Origin of the sequence: Roseivirga pacifica (genome assembly GCF_900111145.1) — a bacterium.
Lineage (GTDB): Bacteria > Bacteroidota > Bacteroidia > Cytophagales > Cyclobacteriaceae > Roseivirga > Roseivirga pacifica.
The window spans coordinates 129,647-150,052 of the sequence record NZ_FOIR01000002.1; the positions used below are offsets into that span (position 1 = coordinate 129,647).

Genomic DNA, 20,406 nt, shown 5'->3' on the forward strand with positions numbered 1-20,406 from the left:
GAAATTAAGTAGATGAGGCTCTAAACTCCAAAGGGGTAATGCCCACTTGCTGTTTGAACAATCGGCTAAAGTGTTGTGGGTACTTAAAGCCCAATTCAAAAGCTATTTCTTTTACCGATTTTTCGGAGTCAAATATTTTGTCTTTGGCTACTCGTATTAGAACATTTTGAATTTGTTCTTGAGCAGACTTGCCCGTTTCTTTCTTTACTAAATCACCAAAGTAGTTGGCAGAAAGGTTCAATTCATCAGCAAAATATGCTACCGAGGGTAGGCCTAAGGTATAGGGTTTCTCCGACTTGAAATAAGCGTTTAAAGAATTCTCGAAGCGTGAAAGAATGCCTGCATTAACATGTTCTCTGGTGATAAATTGCCTGTCGTAGAATCGTTCACAATACTCCAATATTAAAGCAATATTTGATGAAATCAGCTTTTTGCTGTGCTTGTCTACCGGCTGTTTTAGCTCGGCATCAATTTTGTAGAAAATGTCTTTTAGAGTTTGCTCTTCCAGTTTTGAAAGGTGCAGTGCTTCATCCAAGTTGTAAGAAAAGAATCCATAATCATCTATAAGTTGTGGTAACCTTGTCCCAACAATTAAGTCTGGGTGAAATGAAAGCGCCAGTCCATGTGGTTGATACACTTCTGTATTGAAAGAAGCATCAAGAACTTGTCCTGGGCCTACAAAAACAACGGTGCTTTCCTGGTAGTCATAAGTGTTTTTACCATACATCAAATTGCCACAATCAACTTGCTTAAGAATGATGGCATAAATTCCGAATTCCATCCTGTGCCCCGAACGAGGATTGGCTTTTGAAAAATCAGTGACACAAACCAATGGATGGAAAGTGGGGTGATTGTTGAATTCATTTGAGGCTTTAATAGAATCAATAATGACAGATTTGCTCATGGATTTTCGATTTACACCTAAACTAATTATAAAAGACTCAATTCTCTGCCCTAATCAGTAAAACTGGTTAGTCAAACCGTAATCTGTATAAGCATAGTCTTAAGGAATGAAGGCATCTTGCATAAAAGAAAAGATTAAAATTATGAGAAAAGTATCAATAGCTGCCTTTGTTTTCTTGATGGCTGCATCGTTCGCTTTTTCGCAATCTAATTCAAGCGTGCTTTCAAAAGAACAGAGCGAAATCATAGAGTTGTCCAAGAAGAAATGGCAATGGATGGCCGACAAAAATGTTGAGAAGTTGCGGGGGCTATTCCACGATGAGTCAAAATTCGTTCATATGAGTGGCGCTTGGAAAAAGGAAAGAGAGCTAGAAATTATTGAAACCGGAAGTATTTGGTACAAAGAAGCGATAATTCATGATGTGGATGCCGAAGTGGTTGGTAATACGGCCATTTTGTGGAGCAGAATTACATTAAATTCTAATGTAAGAGGGAATGACGTTTCAGTCGAGTTCACAGTAACCGAGGTTTTCGAAAAATCGGGCACTGATTGGAAGCTTTTAGCGCTAACCTTCAGCAGCGTTCGTGATACTCATGTGATTGAACATTAAGCAAAACTAAAATGATCAAAGAAAATCAATTGAATAAAGTACTGAGAATAGGGGTGCTGTTGCTTTTTGCAGCCATAGTAAGTGTTCAGGAATCATTTGCTCAAAACATTCCGGTTCAGAACGAAATTATTGAGCTCTCTAAAAATAAATGGCAATTAATGGCCGACAAAGATGTAGAGGCTTTGGATAAGCTGTTTGACGAGCAGTCAGTCTTTGTCCATATGGGCGGTTCATGGGGTAAGGAACAAGAGTTAGGTATAATTGAAAGTGGCGGAATTCACTATAAGAAGGCCGATGTTCATGAAGTGTCTGTGGAAGTAATAAATGATACTGCCATTCTGTTGAACAGAATTACGTTGTTGGCTGTGGTGGGCGGCAATGAGGTTACTAACCCATTTATGGTCACAGAAGTGTACATTAAAAAAGGCGGTGATTGGAAGCTTGGGTCTTTGAGTTTTACCAGATTAATGACCCCTTAAACTGAAAAAAACAAGGCATAAGTGAAGCCGAGGGAGGTATTGCCTTCGAGCGCTGTGCCTTTTATGTCGAATAAGCCTATTCATTCATCCGACTAATCCTGCACTTCATCGGGAGTGTTTGAATTTCGTAAGTCGATGTTTGAAATGCTTAATTATTCGTAAATTATAAGTGTTAAACTGCATGTCAAATCCATCATAATCAAATATTTATGGCAAGTTTTCAATTGAATATAAATGGTGAGCAACAAAGTGTTGATGTTGACCCTAGCACGCCCTTGCTATGGGTACTTCGCGATCACCTGAGTTTAAAAGGAACCAAATACGGTTGCGGAATTGCCCAGTGTGGCGCCTGTACAGTACATATGAACGGTACAGCCATTCGTTCATGTTCATTCCCTGTTTCGGCTGTAGGCAACCAGCCAATTACAACCATAGAGGGGCTTTCAGAAAATGGCGATCACCCAGTACAAAAGGCTTGGTTAGAATTGGATGTGGCGCAGTGCGGATATTGCCAGCCTGGGCAAATAATGAGTGCGGCCGCATTATTAAAGGCCAATCCAAACCCTTCCGATCAAGAAATTGAGTCTTCAATGAATGGCAACCTTTGTCGTTGCGGTACCTATGTGCGCATTAAAGCCGCAGTTAAAAAAGCAGCAACTTATTAATCTTTCGAGCCATGACAGTTATAAAATCTAAAGTAAATAGAAGATCATTCCTTAAGTCATCGGCATTGGCCGGTGGTGGGCTAATGATCAGTTTTAGTTGGTTGGCGGCTTGTGCTCCAAAAGAAGCAGCAGGTTTAGAAATGCCAGATGAATGGTTCGACCTGAATGGATTCTTAAAGGTTGGTAATAATGGTGTAGTAACCATTATGGCACCAAATCCAGAGTTTGGACAAAACGTAACCACTTCATTGCCAATGATTATTGCCGATGAGTTGGATGTGGATTGGAAGAACGTGTTGGTGGAGCAAGCTAAATTCAATACCGATATTTTTACCCGCCAATTTGCAGGTGGTAGCCAATCGGTAAGGCAAGGTTGGCAAAACGGATTGAGAGAGGCTGGTGCTGCGGCCAGATACATGTTGGTGGCAGCAGCTGCCAAAGAATGGGGCGTTTCGGCAGGAGAAATAAAGACCGAAAATGGTTTGCTTTCTCATTATAATGGCAAATCAGCAGGGTATGGCGAAATGGCTTCGCTGGCTGTGGGTATTGAAATACCAGAAGACTTGGCATTGAAAACGCCTGCCGATTACAAGATTATAGGCACCCCACGCAAAAATGTAAAGGGGAAAGATATTGTTACCGGTAAGCCAATGTTCGGTATAGATTATGAGGAAGAAGGCATGCTTACCGCCATGATCATTCATCCGCCAGCATTTGGCATGCGCCTAAAGTCATTCGATGGAACGGCTGCGAAGGGAATGAACGGAATTAAGGATGTATTCACCATTCAATCTTTTCCCAACGATCAGCCTAGAGGGTACTTCAGTACCGATGCATTTACCGATTTGGTAGTGGTTACTGGTAATTCTACCTGGGAAGTAATGCAGGCCAAAAAGGCTGTACAAGTGCAGTGGGAGAAAAGCCCGGCAACAAAAATTACAACTGGCGGATTTGGAAGAACACAAGAAGTAACAGTTCCTGCAGGCTTAGAGAGCAGTACCGATCATTACGAGCAAATGCAAAGTGTGGCTTCAAAACCTGGTCGAATCGAGCGAAGAGATGGAGACCCAGAGGCAGCCTTTAAGCGTGCGGCTAAAGTGATTGAGCGCAGTTATACGGCTCCATTCTTGGCGCACAATGCTATGGAGCCAATGAACTTCTTTGCTAGTGTAAACGGAAACGATTTTAAACTTGCAGGACCATTGCAAGCACCTGAAATGGCCGAGCAAGCTGTTGCTACGCGTTTTGGTGTGCCTTTGGAAAATATTGACATAAAAATGACCCGTATGGGCGGTGGCTTTGGTAGAAGAGCCTATGACCATTATGTGGTTGAGGCTGCACTGATTTCTCAAAAGGCCAAGGCGCCTATTAAGTTGGTGTATACCAGAGAAGACGATATGACCAATGGAATTTATCGCCCGTCTTACCATGCTACTTACAGAGCTGCTCTCGATGAAGACAATAACTTGATCGCGTTCCATGCCAAAGCAGGTGGTGTTCCGGAGAGTCCGCTACATGCTAACCGTTTCCCTGCTGGTGCAGTGGATAATTACTTGGCAGAGTCGTGGCAAATTGACTCGAACATTACAATTGGCGCCTTTAGAGCACCACGCTCTAACTTTATTGCCGGTGCCGAGCAGTCTTTCCTTGATGAGGTTGCAGAAGCAGCAGGAAAGGACCCAATCGAATTCCGTTTAGATCTACTAAAGCGTGCTAAAGAAAATCCTGTGGGCGAGAGAAACGACTACGAGGCGGATAGGTATGCTGGTATTTTGGAACTGGTAAGAGACAAATCGAACTGGGGGCAAGCAGAGGCGGGTATTTCTAGAGGTGTATCGGCTTACTTCTGTCACAATAGCTATGTAGCACATGTGTTAGATGTGGAAATGGTAAATGGAGAGCCTAAGGTTAAAAGAGTGACTTGTGCCGTAGATTGTGGTATTGTTATCAACCCATTGGCCGCTACTAATATGGTAGAAGGTGCTGTGGTTGACGGTATCGGTAACTCTATGTACAGCCACCTTACGTTTAGGCAAGGAGCCACCGAGCAAACCAATTTCGATAAGTACCGAATTATTAGGCATAGAGAAGCACCAGAATCGATTGACGTGCACTTTATACAGAACGAAATAGCTCCAACTGGCTTAGGAGAACCGCCATTCCCTCCAGTGTTTGCCGCTGTGGCCAATGCTTTATATAAGGCAACGGGCAAGCGCCAATACAACCAGCCATACATGGTGCAGCAACAGATTTCATTGGGTTAATTATTAATGTGTCAATAGGTTTTAGCTTTTAAAAATCTACGGTTTGCATTGACGCTTAGGAGCCACAATTGTGGCTCTTTTTAATTATACTTTAGGGTAAGATTAACAAACCCTATTTGGGTGAGTAGCCCATAACTAAATGAATGAATATGAGCGAGCGCGATATTTTTGATGATATGCTGAGTGGTGGAATTATGAGAAAAGATGATCCACGAATGGCAGAGGCTTGGGAAGTAGTGTCTAAGGCTCAAAGGCTTTCTCCTGCACTCAATAGTGCGACTACTATTGATGAAATGCGTCAACGTTTGAGTGAAATAATCGGTAGTCAGATTGATGAGAGCTCAACAGTATTTGTGCCGTTTTTTACCAACTTCGGTAAGCATATAACCATCGGTAAAAACGTGTTTATTAATCATGCATGTACTTTTCTAGACATGGGAGGAATTACCATTGAAGACAATGTTCAAATAGGGCCAAAGGTTAATTTAATTACCGAAAACCACCCGGTAAACCCCGCAGAACGCAAGCATTTAGACTTAGGCGCGGTCGTTATAGCGCAGAATGCTTGGATAGGTGCCGGTGCCACTATTCTACCAGGAGTAACTGTTGGCAAAAACTCAATAGTTGCCGCTGGGGCTGTTGTAAATAGAAATGTGCCTGCCAATACCATTGTTGGTGGTGTACCAGCTAAACTCATTAAGAAAATAGAAGAAGGGTAGTGGCCTGATTATACATGTTTGATTTTCGTAGTTTTTCGTTTGTTGGCCATTATTTCTAGCGTTGTCAGTGTCGCAACTTTGTTCAAGCATTTTAAGCTTGATAAAAGTATTGAAACGATTTAGATACATCTTATTCATCATTTTGCTGGCCAGTAACCTGAGTACTTCTGGTCAAAGCCAAAGCACCAATTCTGAAAAAGTGCTGATTGTTTACCTAAGCCGAACGAATAATACAAAGGCTGTGGCGAGTATGATTCAAGAGGCCGTTGGAGGTCGGTTGGTTGAGCTTGAGTTAGAAAAACCTTATCCAACAGATTATCAGGACATAGTTAAGCAGGTTCAAAGGGAGAATGAGGAGGGTTTCCTTCCACTATTGAAAACGAATATTTCTGCCTTAGAAGGTTATGATTATGTGTTTTTAGGTTTCCCCACTTGGGGAATGCGTATGCCTCCGCCAATGAAGTCCTTTTTAACAAGATATAACCTTTCCGGTAAAACAGTGATTCCTTTCAATACTAATGCGGGGTATGGCGTAGGCAGTGGCTTCGATACGGTAAGTGAGTTATGCCCGGACTCTGAGATTTTGTCGGGATTTTCTGTGAAAGGTGGAGTTGAGAGAGATGGGGTTCTATTCGTAATGGAAGGTCAAAAAGCTAAAAATGTGCAAGCTCAGTTGGTCGATTGGCTCAAAGAAATGAATCTATTGAAAGAGAAATAACGGACATATGAAAAAGAGAATACTAGGTAATCAACTAGAAGTTTCAGCCCTTGGCCTAGGTTGTATGGGTATGAGCTTTGGCTATGGTCCTGCAAAGGATAAAGCAGAAATGATTCAGCTTATTCGTGCTGCGGTGGAACAAGGCGTGACTTTCTTCGATACGGCAGAGGTTTATGGTCCCTTTACCAATGAGGAGTTAGTGGGAGAGGCCCTTGAGCCCTTTAAAGGTGAGGTTGTGATTGCTACCAAATTCGGCTTTAATATCGATAGAAAAGAAATGAAGATGGCCGGAGTTGATAGCAGGCCGGAGAATATCAGAAGGGTGGCCGAAGAATCCCTGAAAAGATTGAGGGTAGATGTGCTCGATCTTTTCTACCAGCACAGAGTTGATCCCAATGTGGCTATTGAAGATGTGGCAGGTACTGTCCAGGACTTGATCAATGAGGGGAAGGTGAAACACTTTGGGATGTCTGAAGCTGGGGCCGATACTATTAGAAGGGCACACGCAGTTCAACCTGTAACAGCACTTCAAAGCGAATATTCCATGTGGACACGCCAACATGAGCGAGAAATCATTCCTACCATAGAAGAACTCGGAATAGGCTTGGTGGCTTACAGTCCGCTTGGCAAAGGGTTCTTGGCAGGAAAAATAGACTCCTCAACAAAGTTCGCAGATGGAGACATCAGGAATGTACTTCCGAGATACACTGAAGAGGCAAGGCAGGCCAATCAGGCTTTATTGGATTTGATTGAGCAGTTTGCAGCTGAAAAAGAAGTGACCAATGCACAAATTGCTTTGGCTTGGGTATTGGCTCAAAAGCCATGGATCGTACCAATCCCTGGGACAACCAAACAGCATAGATTAGCGGAAAACCTTGATGCTGTAAATGTGGAATTAACAGGCGATGAGTTAATGCAAATAGAAGCAGCTACTGCTAAAATAGAAGTAATTGGTAACCGCTACACAGAACAAATGGAAAAAGCCACTGGGCTTTGATCTACAAGTTTTATTAGTTGCCTGATGATAACAAATGATCAGACAATATTTTGAACTTACTCTAAGTTCCTATTTCTAATGTGGCTCTGTGCAAGTAACCCATTCAATTTCGAAAATAGAGTTTAGTTACAGTTGTCTACTAATAGTTTTGCGAGTTATTAGCTCAATAGCTTCTTCCGAATAAGATTGTCATTAACAGCCAAAAAATCCTCACCCATTCGGGTGAGGATCTAATGCTCAAAACACTAATAACCTTCGTTTTGTGGGTATCCTGGCCCTAAAAGGTTTAGTTCTGTTTCAGGTATTGGTAAATTCTTCATATAGTCCATTATACGTTCTCGGGCTTGCTTATGCCAGTTGTCGTTTCCAGCATATTGCGCAATTTGTGGAACCAAACGATTTGTTCTTTTAAGTGTGAAGAATCTTTGACCTTCAAAAAACAACTCGCGGGCTCTTTCATCAAGCACAGTCTGGAGGTCTATGTTTAATTTAGGAGCGGCTTTGGCTCTTGCTCTAACCGTATTTAGTTGGTCCAATGCCATTGCCGTATTGCCTAGGTACATGTTGGCTTCAGCGGCTATTAGATATGTCTCTGCTAATCGATAAACCATTATGTTGGTTATTGAAGATACTTCGGATGCAATGCCATCTTCTTGAAAGTACTTGAGCACTCCTGGGTTTTGTCTTTGGTACCAAAGGCGATGATTGTCTGCATTTGGGCTGTCTTGTTGGTACACAGCAATAGTATCACCGATTTGACGGCCCTCTGGTAAGTTCTCTGCATCGTTGTAGAGGTAATAACTGATCATGTAGGTGTTATCATCTCTATCGTCATTTGGATCTTCCCTTAGCAGGTCAACTAAGTACATGTTTGGCAGCAGTAGGGCTCCGCCTCTTCCACCATTTTCATTAGAGTATTTAGCCCCGTCAATTAGGTTGTAATTAGCCATTAAATTGAAGTGAATTTGATTACGATTCGACCCGCCAATTACACCATCTTCATATTGAACAACAAAGAGCGATTCGCTGTGATTCATGTCGCCTTCAAATACAGCTTTTGTAGAAGGCACTAAGCTATAGTGCCCGCTGTTAATAACAGCTTCGGCTTGTAGCTTTGCTTCTTGATAGTCTTGCTGCCACATAGCTGCTTTAGCTTTTATATGCCTTGCGGTGGCTTGAGTAAACCTTCCGAACTCTTCAGTTGTCCATGCTAAGTTTTCAATGGCATAGTCCAAGTCGCTATTTATCAAGCCAAATATTTCTGCTTCTGTTGAAGGGCTTGAGGGTACGTCAAAGGCATTGTCTGGCGTAGTTGGTGCTGTTGTTACAAATATGTTGTTGAATAGCCTATAGAGCGTAAAATAGGTGTGTGCTCTATGTACTTTGGCTTCTGCAATTATTTGTATGCGCCTCGACTCTTCAATGTTATTTAACGCTTCAGCACCTTCAATAATAGCATTGGATCTATCGGCTAGCCTATAATAGTGTCTCCACAAGTCGGAGTAGAGTAGGCGAGTACCAGTATCGTTAATGGAGGCGCCCCAGCCTAATCGAGCAAAAAATGCTGCTTCACCAGCTCTGCCAAAGGATAAATCCGATTTGGCCGGAAGCAGCAATGCCATGGCGTTATTCCACTGTCCATTATCGTAATAGTTTCTGTTTAAATTGTAAAGGGCGTTTACTCCACCTTCAAGTCCTTCGGCTGTGTTGAATACATAGTCGGCCGAAATATCTGATAGAAGTTCGTCTTTCAAGTAATCTTCACATGAAAACGCGAACAAGAATATATATATGATTAGAATGATCTTTTTCATCTTAATAGTATTTATAGGCCTAGTTTAATTCCAATTGTATAAGAGCGAGCATCTGGGAAGTCTCCAGGGTTAATCTCAGGACTCCAGGAGAGATAATCTGTCCATGTAACTAGGTTAGTACCACTAAAGTAGATTTGTGCATTGTTAAAGCCGATATTATTCAATACTTGTGGAGGTAAGTCGTAGCTCAAGACCACAGAACGTAGCCTTACGTATGATGCATCTTGAACGGCTAAAGCAAATAGATTTGATGGCGTACCGGGCCTTGGTCTTGGGTAGTTATTTGATGGTGACTCTGGCAGGTAATAGTCAACAGCAATTCCATTTTTATTCCCTTGTAAACCTCCAGCGGTATTTCCATTTAAGAAGTTGTTAGATCTTGTAGCCCCTTCAACAATGTAGATGTCCGCAAATAGGGTGAAACCCTTCCAGCTTACGGTAGTATTTAGTGAACCAGTCCATTTGGGCTCAATAGCAACGGGTAGATTGTCATCTCCGTCAATGTCTCCGTCACCGTCAATATCTACAACTCTAATATCACCTGGCATTGCATCGGGTTGAGCCGACTCTGCTATATTATCGCCCTCTTGCCAAATGCCATCGAATATTTTTTGGTTGATTACATCAATTGGCTGGCCTACAAACAATCCCTCGGATCTAAAGTCAATGGGTTCTCCGTTTTCATCCTTACCAATTAAGTCAACAATTTTGTTTTTGTTTCGCGAGAAAACAGCTCCCACAGACCAGTTAAAGTCTGGAGTAGTTAGCACATTGGCATTTAACTGCCCTTCAAAGCCTTGGTTGTTTACTTCACCGATATTGTATCGAGTGAATTCAAACCCAGTAGTTCCGGGTACTGTTCTATTTAAAAGAAGGTCTTTAGTAGTTGAGTTATAGTACTCAATGCTACCTGAAACTTTGCCATTCCATAGTTCCCAATCTAGACCATAATTTTGCGTGTAAGTAGTTTCCCATTTTAGGTCGGGGTTTGGTAACTGCCCGTTTGTTAATGACCCTGAGCTGGTAGTTCCTCCAAAAGTATATGGATAGTAGGTGGTAGTTCCGAGCGTTCCGCCAGGAGCTATACCTTCGTTACCTGTAGCACCATAACTTACCCTTAGCTTGGCTTGGGAGATTAAATCGCTTTGTGCCAAAAATGGTTCTTCGTGCATTTTCCATGCTACGGCAACGGCAGGGAAGAAGGCCCACTTGTTGTTTTCCGCAAACACACTTGAACCATCTCTACGGGCAGTAACTGTAAGTAAGTACTTATCCATTAGGTTGTAGCGTACGCGGCCCATGAAGGATACAAGCTTTCTAGACCAAACATCTCGTTGCTCGTTCAGCAGAGTAGCTGCGCTGCCGTTGTATTTAAGTTCATCGTTTTGAAAGTCACGTTTTTCAAAACTGCTCATAGCATAGTCTCTCTCATTTATAGATTGTAAAAGTGTTACATCCAAGGTCTGATTATGGCTGAGCGTTGTTTTATAATCTATAATGTTTTCTACTAAAAAGTCTGTGAATTGACTGTTTCGTAAAAATCCACGTCCATTGTCAGCATCGGCATTTGGGTGCTCGCTAGTTTGATAAATACCTGTAAACGAATTTCTGTTTCGTCTGTAAGTATTTAGAGTATAGCTAAGCTTATCGTTGATTTGCCAATTGCCCACTAAGTTAATGTCGATAACATCGGTGTTAACATCGTGCGTAGATTCTTGAATCATCCATAATGGACTTACAAGAATAGAGGATGGACCCAGTGGGTTTTTAACAACGTTGCCGTTTTCATCATAGGGTTTGGCAAGTGGAGAAAGTGTAATAAAATTGAGCCCCTGTGATTCTACATCCTGACGACCACTTTGGTAGTTTACGTTGGCCGAAAGTGAAACCCTTTCACTAATCTTTTGGTCAACGTTTAGCCTTAAAGAGGCTCTTTCAAATCCTGATGTAGGAATTACCCCATCTTGAGAGAAGTAGTTAAAACCAGTATACACTTTAGTGTTTTCTCCACCTCCGGAAAGACTAAGTGTGTGGCTTGTCATAAATGGCTCTTCCATTACCAAGTCTTCCCAGTCTACAAAGTTTCGGTTTTGAATAGCCTCAAGTTCGAACTCTTCAAAAATAGTTTCGTCTGCTAAGTATTCATCGTTATTGCCTGTGCGCTGTGCTTCTCTTCTAAGTTGAATAAACTCATCTGCAGTAAAAAGGTCGAAATTATGAGCGAACTTTTGCTTACTAATGTAGCCGTGGTAGTTAACTTTTAGTGCGCCTTCATCGCCACGTTTAGTGGTAATGAGTATTACTCCATTAGCCGCTCTTGCTCCGTAAATTGCCTGTGAAGAGGCGTCTTTTAGGACTTCAATTGACTTAATGTCGTCAGGAGATACATTGTTAATATTATCATATGGTACGCCATCTACAATTATTAGTGGGTCGTTACCTACCAGCGATACTTTACCTCTTATAAGAATGTTAGACGTACCGCCTGGGCGAGCATCGTTAAGGCTAACGCGAACCCCTGGAGCACGACCGCGAATCATTTCTGATACATTGGTAGTTGGAGTTGCTGTAGCTTTGTTAATGTCTACACTTGCTACTGAGCCGACAATGTCACTTTTTTCTATAGAACCATAACCAACCACAATGGCATCTTCTAGCTGTTGTGCATCTAGCTCTAGTACTATTTCAAGGTTTTCAGGGGCCTCTACTATCACTTCTTTGGTTTTATAACCTATGTAGGATACAACCAGCGTAACAGGGAAGTCGCTACTTGGAGTTTTAATGTTAAAAGCACCATCATTGTCGACTATTAGTCCTTTTGTACTTCCTTTAATTCTAATTGTTGCACCAATTAGTGGAAAGCCATCCTCACCATGTACAGTACCCGAAATAGGGTCGTTGCCAAATAGGCTTTCTAGTTTTATTTGTACAGGGTAATTTGTATGCTTAAGGTAGCTGCCTATTTGTTCGGGTTCAGGTATTGCTACTTCAAAGAGTTCTTTGTCTCTTACACCTTTAAATATCAGTATATTATTTCCTCTTACTTTAAACTCAAGTCCTGTTTCACCTGAAACCACCTTTAGTAGGTCTAGTAATTTTATGTTAGCATAATTGCCAGTAATGGTTATTCCCTCAACTGTTTTGTTAGTATAGCTTGTGTAAAATGTCGTTTGCTCTTCTACCGTGTTCAATAGCTCTACAATAGGCTTATTAATCATTTTTATTGATATAGTTGCCTCTTGAATGTTGGCTTGAGGGCGATTAGCCCTGAGTGATAAAGAGCTTACTAGCAGTAGTGCAAATACCCACCACCTTAAGTGTTGTTTTCGTAATAAATTTGCTTTAGGTCTCATGAATTGTAATTGATTAGGCTTTGTAATTGATTGGTTACAGAACCACATATTGTCGGTTCTCTTTTGCTACTATTTTATAAGGTGTTATGATGTTAATCCCTTCTATTGCTTCCTCAATTGTCATGGAATTGGTTTGGATGCTATAGTTGAGTTTAATGTCTTTTTCGGTGTATTGAGATAAGTCAATTTTAATGTTGTACCATTTCTCTAAAGATTTAAAAACCTCTTGCATGGGTGTATTTCGGAATTGCAGTAGGCCTTGCGAAATTCTATTTTTCGACTCTTGCTTTTTCTGAGTTTCGGTTTGCGCACTAAATCGTTTTGTTGAAATGCCACCTTTTATTCTTTCGCCTGGCTTTAATACCACTCTCTGGCTTTGTCCAATAGGAGTATCAGGCATAGTAACCTCTATCTTTCCTTCATATAGCGATATTTCGAAACTGTCTTTCTCTGCTAACTCTTCAATGAAAAATTCGGTACCAGTAACCTTTGTGTTTCCGTAGGAGGTGTTGATAACAAAGGGGTTGGAAGGGTCTGAGTCAATTTTAAAGTGCGCGGAACCATTGAGGCTAATTTGCCTAGATGTTCCACTAAAGTTTTTTGGAATAGTAATTTCTGCGTCAGGGGTAAGCCAAACGGTACTACCATCTGCTAGGTTAACTAGCATCGGTTTTCCTGACTGGTTGTAAATGGTGGATGGTTGAGAATTGAGTAATGAATATATAATACTAGAACAGAGTATTAAGGCAATAGCTGCTGCTATGGCTTTATAGGGAAGTATGCTTCGCTGCTTGCTAAGTGGAGGGGTTTTCTCCGAATGCTGCAAGTGACTCAGCTTTGACCAAATTTCATCTTTTGCATTGAGTTCTGCAGTACTAAGATCGTTTTCTTCTGTTGCTTCCCAGTCTTGCCTTAGCGATTCTTCAATGTCCTTTTTACCATTTGATTGGATGTGTAAAAGAAGTTTTATTCTATCCCAAGGAGATGGGTTAGGCCCAATTGCTTTCTTTAATTCGTCTTTTGACAGTTTCATGCTGTTCTTCATGTGTTTCTGCCTTTAAGACTGAAAAGCATGAAGAACTACTCATCTCAAAACGTTATATTTTTAAGTTATGCACTACTTTTTTCACGAAGTAGATTTATGGTTCTGTAGAGCTGATTTTCTACAGTACGAGCTGATATGCCAAGCTCCTCTGAAACTTCTTTTGTTGTAAGATTCTGAAGTTTTCTCAGCCTAAATATGGTTTGCCTTTTTTCTGGTAATGCATTAAAAATTGCTTCTACTTTTTCAATGAGTTTTTGGTCAACTTCTTCAGGCTTCTGTAGTGTGTTGGCTTCGGCTCTTATTACTTCTGAAATTTCATCGTAAAGTCTGGCTTCTTTAGCGCTCTTTTGTAGATGATCTATCAGAAGGTTGGACGATACTTTGAACAAATAGGCAGAAGTGTTTTTGGCATTTGATACTTTCTCCCAGTTGTTATAAACCTTAATGAATACTTCTTGAGATAGATCTTTTGAAGCCTGATCATCACCAGTTTTCTTCATGAAAAACCTATAAACCTTGGCAAAATACTGGTTGTAGAGTTCTTCAAACGAAACGGATGCCCTCATTATCTTCACGTTGCAATCTTATCTAAATTAAAAATGATTTGAGCGGGATATGAATTAAGCTTTTATTAATAGATAGGCTATATTTCGGCCCGCTGAAACTGTTATTTCACTTAACCTTAACATTGATTATCACTTATATAGAGATCCATTTCAAGTATTTCCTCAGATACGGGTTTATTAGTCCTTTAGGTTTTTAGGTTGAACAGAAAAGCTATGGGTTTGAACGGACGTTTTACCAAAATCATCAATGGTCTTTATGGTGATGGTGTGTTCACCAATGGATAAATTCTCAGGAAGGCGAGCAGCCCAGATATGGTCAGTTACCTCTGGGTTAGAAGGTCGCTTACCAAACGGGTGAATTGTGGCTTCATCCCAACTATAAACGTCTAAGTAGTAGTTTATATCTGTTTCTTCTACTTGGTTCATTTTATGCCAGTTTTTATCATCAATCTTATAGGTTACTTGGCTATGTTTGCCACCCATAAATAGGTTTACCACGCAGCGTGCTTTAGAGTGAAACTTTGAGATTACTTTAGGCATAAATACTGAGAATTGATACTCGGGTGTTTTGTTATAAACTTGGTAATCAGCACTGTATTGATTGCCATCAATTTCCATGAATACATAACCTCTTGGGGTTCCATCCCTCATGGTTGCATATGGCCACCCATTTTCATCATATGTGCCTGAAAACCAATCGCCACAAGTAGTACCTACATTAAATTCATGTAATTCTTTAGTGCCGTTCCAGTTATCAGCTTTTCCATAGTAAAACTGCTGTTGTTTATGCGTATGTGCAGATAGTATAAGTCGGTTGTCAAACGGTTTTAATAGCTTGAAAAGCTCATCCTTTCGTTTTTGATCAAACTTTGGAGAGTTCTTATGGAAAAGCGGAATATGGAAAGCGATAATAACCAAATGGTCTTTAGGAACTCTTTCAAGGTCATTTTTCAGGAATTCCATTTGTTCATTTCTAAAACCACCCCAGTAACCTTTTCCATCTCGTGGATCCGGGTAAAGTATGTCGTCAAGAATAATTATATGTGCTTTACCATAGTTGAATGAGTAGTTGGTTGGTCCAAAAATAGCTTCGAAAGTCTCATCAGAGTGTTCGTCCTCCTTGGCATCTAAGTTCATGTCGTGGTTACCCATAACGTTGTACCAAGGCAAACCAACCTTGCTGGTAATGTCAGCATATGGTCTAAGCATTTCAAGTTTGTCACCAACCAAATCGCCAAGGCTCAAACCAAAAAGTACGCTATCGCGCATTTGTAAATTTTCCACAATGCTCTCTTTGTACCAGTTTAGCTGCTTGTCGTTGTATGGTTGCGGGTCTCCAAATACTAGGAATTTAAAGCGCCCATTGCTAGGTGAAAAGTACAATGGGAAATTCACTTTTGCGGGTTTTGCCGGAGTGGGGGGAGTGGTTTCGTACTTTAAGCTTGGTACACTTCCGGCTGGTTTATGTGCATAGTAAAAAAGAGGCGTGTTGTTTGTCCTTTGAGCAAAGGTGTAGTCACTAGGCTTTATTACAAATACTATGTCACCATCATTAACCTTTATGCTATAGGTACCATCTTTATCTGTAGCAACAATGTCTTTCCCATTTGATACCAATATGTTGGATAATCCAATATCTTCATTTTCATCAAACCTCTGATTATGGTTTTTGTCTTCGTAAACAGTTCCACTGATTACTTGGGAGTATGCCAAATTGCTAGTAAGCAGGTTTAGATTGAAGAATATTGCGATAATAGCAAGTTGCAGTGATCTTGTATTTAAGTTGAGCTTGAGTCTAGTCATAACAACAGTGGTAGCTTTCTTTGCGCCATTAGTGGTTTGATTATTATGACTGTAATCAATCACGAATTACTCACCGTAAATTTATTTTTATTTCACTCGGGTGATTGAGGCATTTTTGAATACCCCTGAGATACCAAATAAGGGAAACAATCTTGCGTATTGTTCTTTAAACATAGAAGGTATTAGCGTAAAAATTACGTTTCTAAATATTTTTAATATCTTCATGGTCACACATTCACTGGTTAATGTCGGTTGCACGAAAAACATCTCCAATTTTTCTATTCCTATTATGGGCTGTATCGGCTATTTCCCAAACTAAGCAAACCTATAAATTCGAACTTATTGACGTTAATCAAGGCCTTTCTCATGGTCAGGTAAATAGCATTATTAAGGATAGCGAGGGCTATATGTGGTTTGCAACATCTGCAGGGCTCAACCTTTACAATGGTTATGGCATTAAAACCTTTACCTACGATCCGCGCGATAGTAGCTCCATAAATGCCACCGAGGTGCTGAATATTTTTGAGGGACCTGATAAAAAACTTTGGGTTACTACTGTGGCTGGGCTCAATATTTATGACCACGCTACGCAATCGTTTACACAAAACCTAAAACAGTATTATAGGCGCTATCATTTACCTGATACTACTGTAGAAAAAATCTTATACACCGATGGAGAGGTGCACTGGTTTGTAATTGCAGGAGCGGGGCTAACCCGTTACAATGCGGCCAATGGCATGTCAGAACACTTTGGCACCGAAGGACAGCATAAGTTAAGCTCTGATGATATTGCGGATATAGATGCCGATAGACTCGGAAACCTCTGGGTGATTCATAAAAATGGTCTGATTGAGCGAATCGATGCCGATTTGAACGTAACCACGCGTTTTGATCAATTAACTGAGAAATTCAGTGGACTTAGCCAAAACTATGATATAACGGCAGATGGCGATGGCGACCTTTGGGTGTATTTGCCTCATGCTTCCGATGGTGTCTATTACTTTGATACCTCTAGTGGACTTTTTGAAAATTATACTACGCAAGGGGGCAGATATCAATTGAATAATAACTTGGTACGAGGTGTGGTAGAAGCTGCCGAAGGCCAAATTTGGATTGGCACCGACCATGGTGGAATTAACCTAATAAACAAACGCCAGCAATCGGTTGAGTACATTGTTAATGAGCTAGAGGTTGAAAACAGTCTGGTGCATAACAGTGTGTACCACCTCTATAAGGATGATGAAGACATTATTTGGATCGGAACCTACAAGAATGGCATCAACTATTACCATGAAAGTCTAAAGCGGTTTGAGCATTACCGACAGGTTTCTGCCGACAATCGCAGTCTACCGTTTGACGATGTAAACCGATTTGTGGAAGATAAAAAAGGCAACCTCTGGATTGGTACCAATGGTGGTGGCCTGCTTTATTTTGACCGAACAAAGAACAGTTACAAACAGTATTTGGCCGACCCCAACAATCCAAGAAGCTTAAGCAGCAATGTAATCGTTAGCCTTTTTCTTACGGAAGATGAGGAACTTTGGGTTGGTACATATTTAGGCGGACTCGACCGGTTTAATGGTCGGGATTTTGAGCATTATCGCAACGATCCTTCAAACGAAAACACTGTTTCCGGAGATAATATCTGGGAGTTTTTTAGTGACAGCCAAGACAATTTATGGATCAGTACACTCAATGGTGGTTTAGATGTTTGGAAGCCTGAAAGCCAAACTTTTGAGCATTTTAGATTGAACAATGAACCAAGCGATAGTACACTCACCATTAACTATATATATGAGATTGAAGAGGATGCTGCAGGTAATATTTGGGTAGCTGGAGGTGGTGGTATCGATATTGTGAATTTGAATTCCGGCAAAGTGTTGGCAAACAAGCCGGAAGCCCTCGATGTACTGATAGAAAATACAATCACCAGCCTATATAATGACTGCAAAAACCGGATGTGGATTGGCACACAAGAAGGGCTCTATGTTTATGAGGAGGGTGTAGGAATTCAACTGTTCACAACCAATGATGGTCTTCCGCACAATGCCATTCTCACTTTGGTGGAGGATAATAACCATGGGGTATGGCTTGGTACGGCCAATGGGTTGAGCAATATGGTGCTTGGTGATAGTACCGATGTTGGCTCGGCTAGCTTTATAAATTACGATGAAACGGACGGTTTGCAAGGCAAAGTGTTTAATGAAAATGCGGCATTAAAGCTTAAAAGTGGAGAGTTGGTTTTCGGTGGTGCCAATGGCTTCAATATTTTTAGGCCAGAAAACCTAGAGCCAAATCTTACTGTTCCAAAAATTGTTTTTACTGATTTTCAGCTGTTCAATAATAGCCTAAAAGTAGGCGAGAAGCGCAATGGTAGAGTCATTCTGCCGAGTAACGTAAATGGTATTGAAGAAGTGAGCCTAAAGCACAATGAGAATGTCTTCTCAATTGAATTTGCTGCCTTAAACTTTATTCATCCGCTTAAGAACGAATACCAGTACATGCTGGAAGGTTTCGATCCTGACTGGATTTTGGCTGACCAAACACGCAGGGTTACTTACACCAACCTTGATGCGGGTGATTACACTTTCAAAGTGCGCGCCTCTAATAATGATGGTGTTTGGAACGAGCAAGGTGCCGCACTGAATATTGCCGTAAAACCGCCATTCTATGCCACCAAATGGGCTTATGCAGCCTACACTTTACTTGTTGTTTTGGCACTTTATATTACGCGCAGCATAATGCTAGCCCGTGAAAGAATGAAGTACCAGATTGAGCAGGAGCGGAGAGAGGCCAGACAAATGCATGAGCTTGATATGCTCAAAATCAGATTTTTGACCAATATAAGCCACGAGTTTAGAACTCCACTTTCTCTCATTTTGGCTCCGCTTGATAAACTGATAAAACACACCGAGAGCAACGATCAGCACAAGCAGTTTGTAATGATTAAGCGAAATGCGCGCAGGCTCCTCAACCTAGTAAATCAGTTGCTCGACTTCCGTAAGCTTGAGGTAGACTCGCTAGAGTTGAATAAGTCTGAAGGCAACATCATTAAGTTTATTGATGAGTCGGTGCATTCCTTTGCCGACTTATCGGAAAATAAAAAGGTAGCCCTAACTTTTAGTGCCGATAGACAGGAGCTTTATACCAGCTTCGATATGGATAAGCTCGAGAAGGTACTTTTCAATCTGCTGTCCAATGCTTTCAAATTTACTCCAGAGGGTGGGAAGGTAGCCGTTTATGTGAATTGTATCGAGTTGGAGGAAACCACGGAACATGAGAAGATTGTAGAGATTAAGGTTCAAGACACAGGTATCGGGATTCCAAAGGACAAGCAGGTACGTATTTTTGAGCGTTTTTTCCGAAACGAGGTTCCAGGTAATGTGGTTAATCAAGGCAGTGGAATCGGCCTTTCCATCACCAGAGAGTTTGTAAACATCCATGGCGGGAGCATAGAGGTAGTCAGTGAAATTAATGAAGGAAGCTGCTTTACAGTAAAAATTCCTGTGAAAGAAGTAGTGCTAAGCGAGGCTACGGAACTCGACAAGCAGGTACAGTACGAACGAGAGTTTGAATTACAGTCAGTAACGCCAGACGATGTGGTTTACGGAAACGACCTTCCTGTAATATTGCTGGTTGAGGACAATGAAGATTTCCGCTATTATTTAATGGATAACCTAAAAGCCTATTTTAAGGTGGTAGGAGCAAGTAATGGACTTGAAGGCTGGCAAAAGTGTCTTTCTGTTTTGCCCGATTTGGTAGTGAGCGACCTAATGATGCCAGAGTTAAACGGAATGGAATTCTGCAAAAAAGTGAAGGAAGACCAACGGACATCGCATATTCCGTTCATTTTACTAACTGCCGATACCACCGATGATAGCAAACTTACGGGAATTAAAACGGGGGCCGATGATTACGTAACCAAGCCTTTCAACTTTGAAATTCTGCATACGCGCATTACCAATATCATCAATCAGCACAAGTCCCTTCAGGAAGCCTATTCCAGAAAAATAAGTGTAGAAACCAGTGAAGTAGAGATTACTTCATTGAATGACAAACTTATTCAAGACGCCATAAAAGTAGTGGAAGAGCACATGGCCAATACAGAGCTTTCCGTAGAAATGCTCAGCAAAGAGCTTGGCCTTAGTAGAGCACACCTCTACAAAAAACTAGTCGCACTTACCGGAATGACACCCGTTGAGTTCATCAGAAAGATCAGAATTCAGCGTGCCGCACAACTTTTAAAGAAGAGCCAACTCACCGTTTCGGAGGTTGCCTACAAGGTTGGTTTTAACAACAGAAAGTACTTTACCAAATATTTCAAACAAGAGTACAATATGTTGCCCTCTGTTTTTGCCAATATTGAGAATAACTAGCGAAAACACCCCTAAAATCCGCGATTAAACGGAATACACCCACATCGGAAACATTCGATACCCCTCGGAAACATATGTTTCTTCTACCTTTCT

The 20,406-nt window shown here is 41.1% G+C and carries 14 protein-coding genes; 8 read left to right on the plus strand and 6 right to left on the minus strand.

The genetic code is table 11. The features are described from left to right. Positions 1-4 precede the first annotated feature (4 nt). A complete protein-coding gene (locus BMW98_RS09545; protein ID WP_090258361.1) occupies positions 5-904 on the minus strand; it encodes a helix-turn-helix domain-containing protein in 900 nt (299 codons plus the stop codon). A gap of 142 nt (positions 905-1,046) precedes the next feature. On the opposite strand from BMW98_RS09545, the gene BMW98_RS09550 reads away from it, so the two are divergent. The 7 genes from BMW98_RS09550 (at position 1,047) to BMW98_RS09580 (ending at position 7,356) form a co-directional block, all read left to right on the plus strand. Continuing rightward, entirely contained in the window at positions 1,047-1,514 is a 468-nt protein-coding gene (locus tag BMW98_RS09550) for a nuclear transport factor 2 family protein (RefSeq protein ID WP_090259428.1), read from the plus strand. Between the two features lie 11 nt (positions 1,515-1,525). After that, positions 1,526-1,993: a nuclear transport factor 2 family protein gene (locus BMW98_RS09555; RefSeq protein WP_090258362.1), complete on the plus strand. Its 468-nt coding sequence runs from the start codon at positions 1,526-1,528 to the stop codon at positions 1,991-1,993. Between the two features lie 209 nt (positions 1,994-2,202). Continuing rightward, the gene (locus BMW98_RS09560) at positions 2,203-2,658 is read left to right on the plus strand and encodes a (2Fe-2S)-binding protein (RefSeq protein ID WP_090258363.1); all 456 of its coding nucleotides are present in this window, start codon (positions 2,203-2,205) and stop codon (positions 2,656-2,658) included. Positions 2,659-2,669: 11 nt separating this feature from the next. Further along, positions 2,670-4,922, plus strand: coding sequence for a xanthine dehydrogenase family protein molybdopterin-binding subunit (locus BMW98_RS09565; RefSeq protein WP_090258364.1), 2,253 nt, complete (start codon positions 2,670-2,672; stop codon positions 4,920-4,922). 149 nt (positions 4,923-5,071) lie between these two features. Then, positions 5,072-5,641, plus strand: coding sequence for a sugar O-acetyltransferase (locus BMW98_RS09570; protein ID WP_162844759.1), 570 nt, complete (start codon positions 5,072-5,074; stop codon positions 5,639-5,641). 109 nt (positions 5,642-5,750) lie between these two features. Further along, complete coding sequence (locus BMW98_RS09575) at positions 5,751-6,359, plus strand: flavodoxin (protein ID WP_245733556.1); 609 nt, start codon at positions 5,751-5,753, stop codon at positions 6,357-6,359. A gap of 7 nt (positions 6,360-6,366) precedes the next feature. After that, positions 6,367-7,356, plus strand: coding sequence for an aldo/keto reductase (locus BMW98_RS09580; protein ID WP_090258366.1), 990 nt, complete (start codon positions 6,367-6,369; stop codon positions 7,354-7,356). A gap of 245 nt (positions 7,357-7,601) precedes the next feature. Here the strand turns inward: BMW98_RS09580 and BMW98_RS09585 are convergent, their stop codons facing one another. The 5 genes from BMW98_RS09585 to BMW98_RS09605 form a co-directional block, all read right to left on the minus strand. Beyond that, entirely contained in the window at positions 7,602-9,170 is a 1,569-nt protein-coding gene (locus tag BMW98_RS09585; protein ID WP_162844758.1) for a RagB/SusD family nutrient uptake outer membrane protein, read from the minus strand. Positions 9,171-9,181: 11 nt separating this feature from the next. Continuing rightward, the gene (locus tag BMW98_RS09590; RefSeq protein WP_162844757.1) at positions 9,182-12,388 is read right to left on the minus strand and encodes a SusC/RagA family TonB-linked outer membrane protein; all 3,207 of its coding nucleotides are present in this window, start codon (positions 12,386-12,388) and stop codon (positions 9,182-9,184) included. 169 nt (positions 12,389-12,557) lie between these two features. Next, positions 12,558-13,568 carry a FecR family protein gene (locus BMW98_RS09595; RefSeq protein ID WP_090258369.1) on the minus strand — a complete coding sequence of 337 codons (1,011 nt, stop codon included), beginning with the start codon at positions 13,566-13,568 and terminating at the stop codon, positions 12,558-12,560. A gap of 65 nt (positions 13,569-13,633) precedes the next feature. Continuing rightward, positions 13,634-14,134, minus strand: a complete 501-nt coding sequence (locus BMW98_RS09600; RefSeq protein WP_090258370.1) for an RNA polymerase sigma factor — start codon at positions 14,132-14,134, stop codon at positions 13,634-13,636. A gap of 177 nt (positions 14,135-14,311) precedes the next feature. After that, complete coding sequence (locus BMW98_RS09605) at positions 14,312-15,937, minus strand: calcineurin-like phosphoesterase C-terminal domain-containing protein (protein WP_090259430.1); 1,626 nt, start codon at positions 15,935-15,937, stop codon at positions 14,312-14,314. A gap of 245 nt (positions 15,938-16,182) precedes the next feature. On the opposite strand from BMW98_RS09605, the gene BMW98_RS09610 reads away from it, so the two are divergent. Next, entirely contained in the window at positions 16,183-20,313 is a 4,131-nt protein-coding gene (locus BMW98_RS09610) for a hybrid sensor histidine kinase/response regulator transcription factor (RefSeq protein WP_090258371.1), read from the plus strand. The last annotated feature ends 93 nt before the right edge of the window (positions 20,314-20,406 follow it).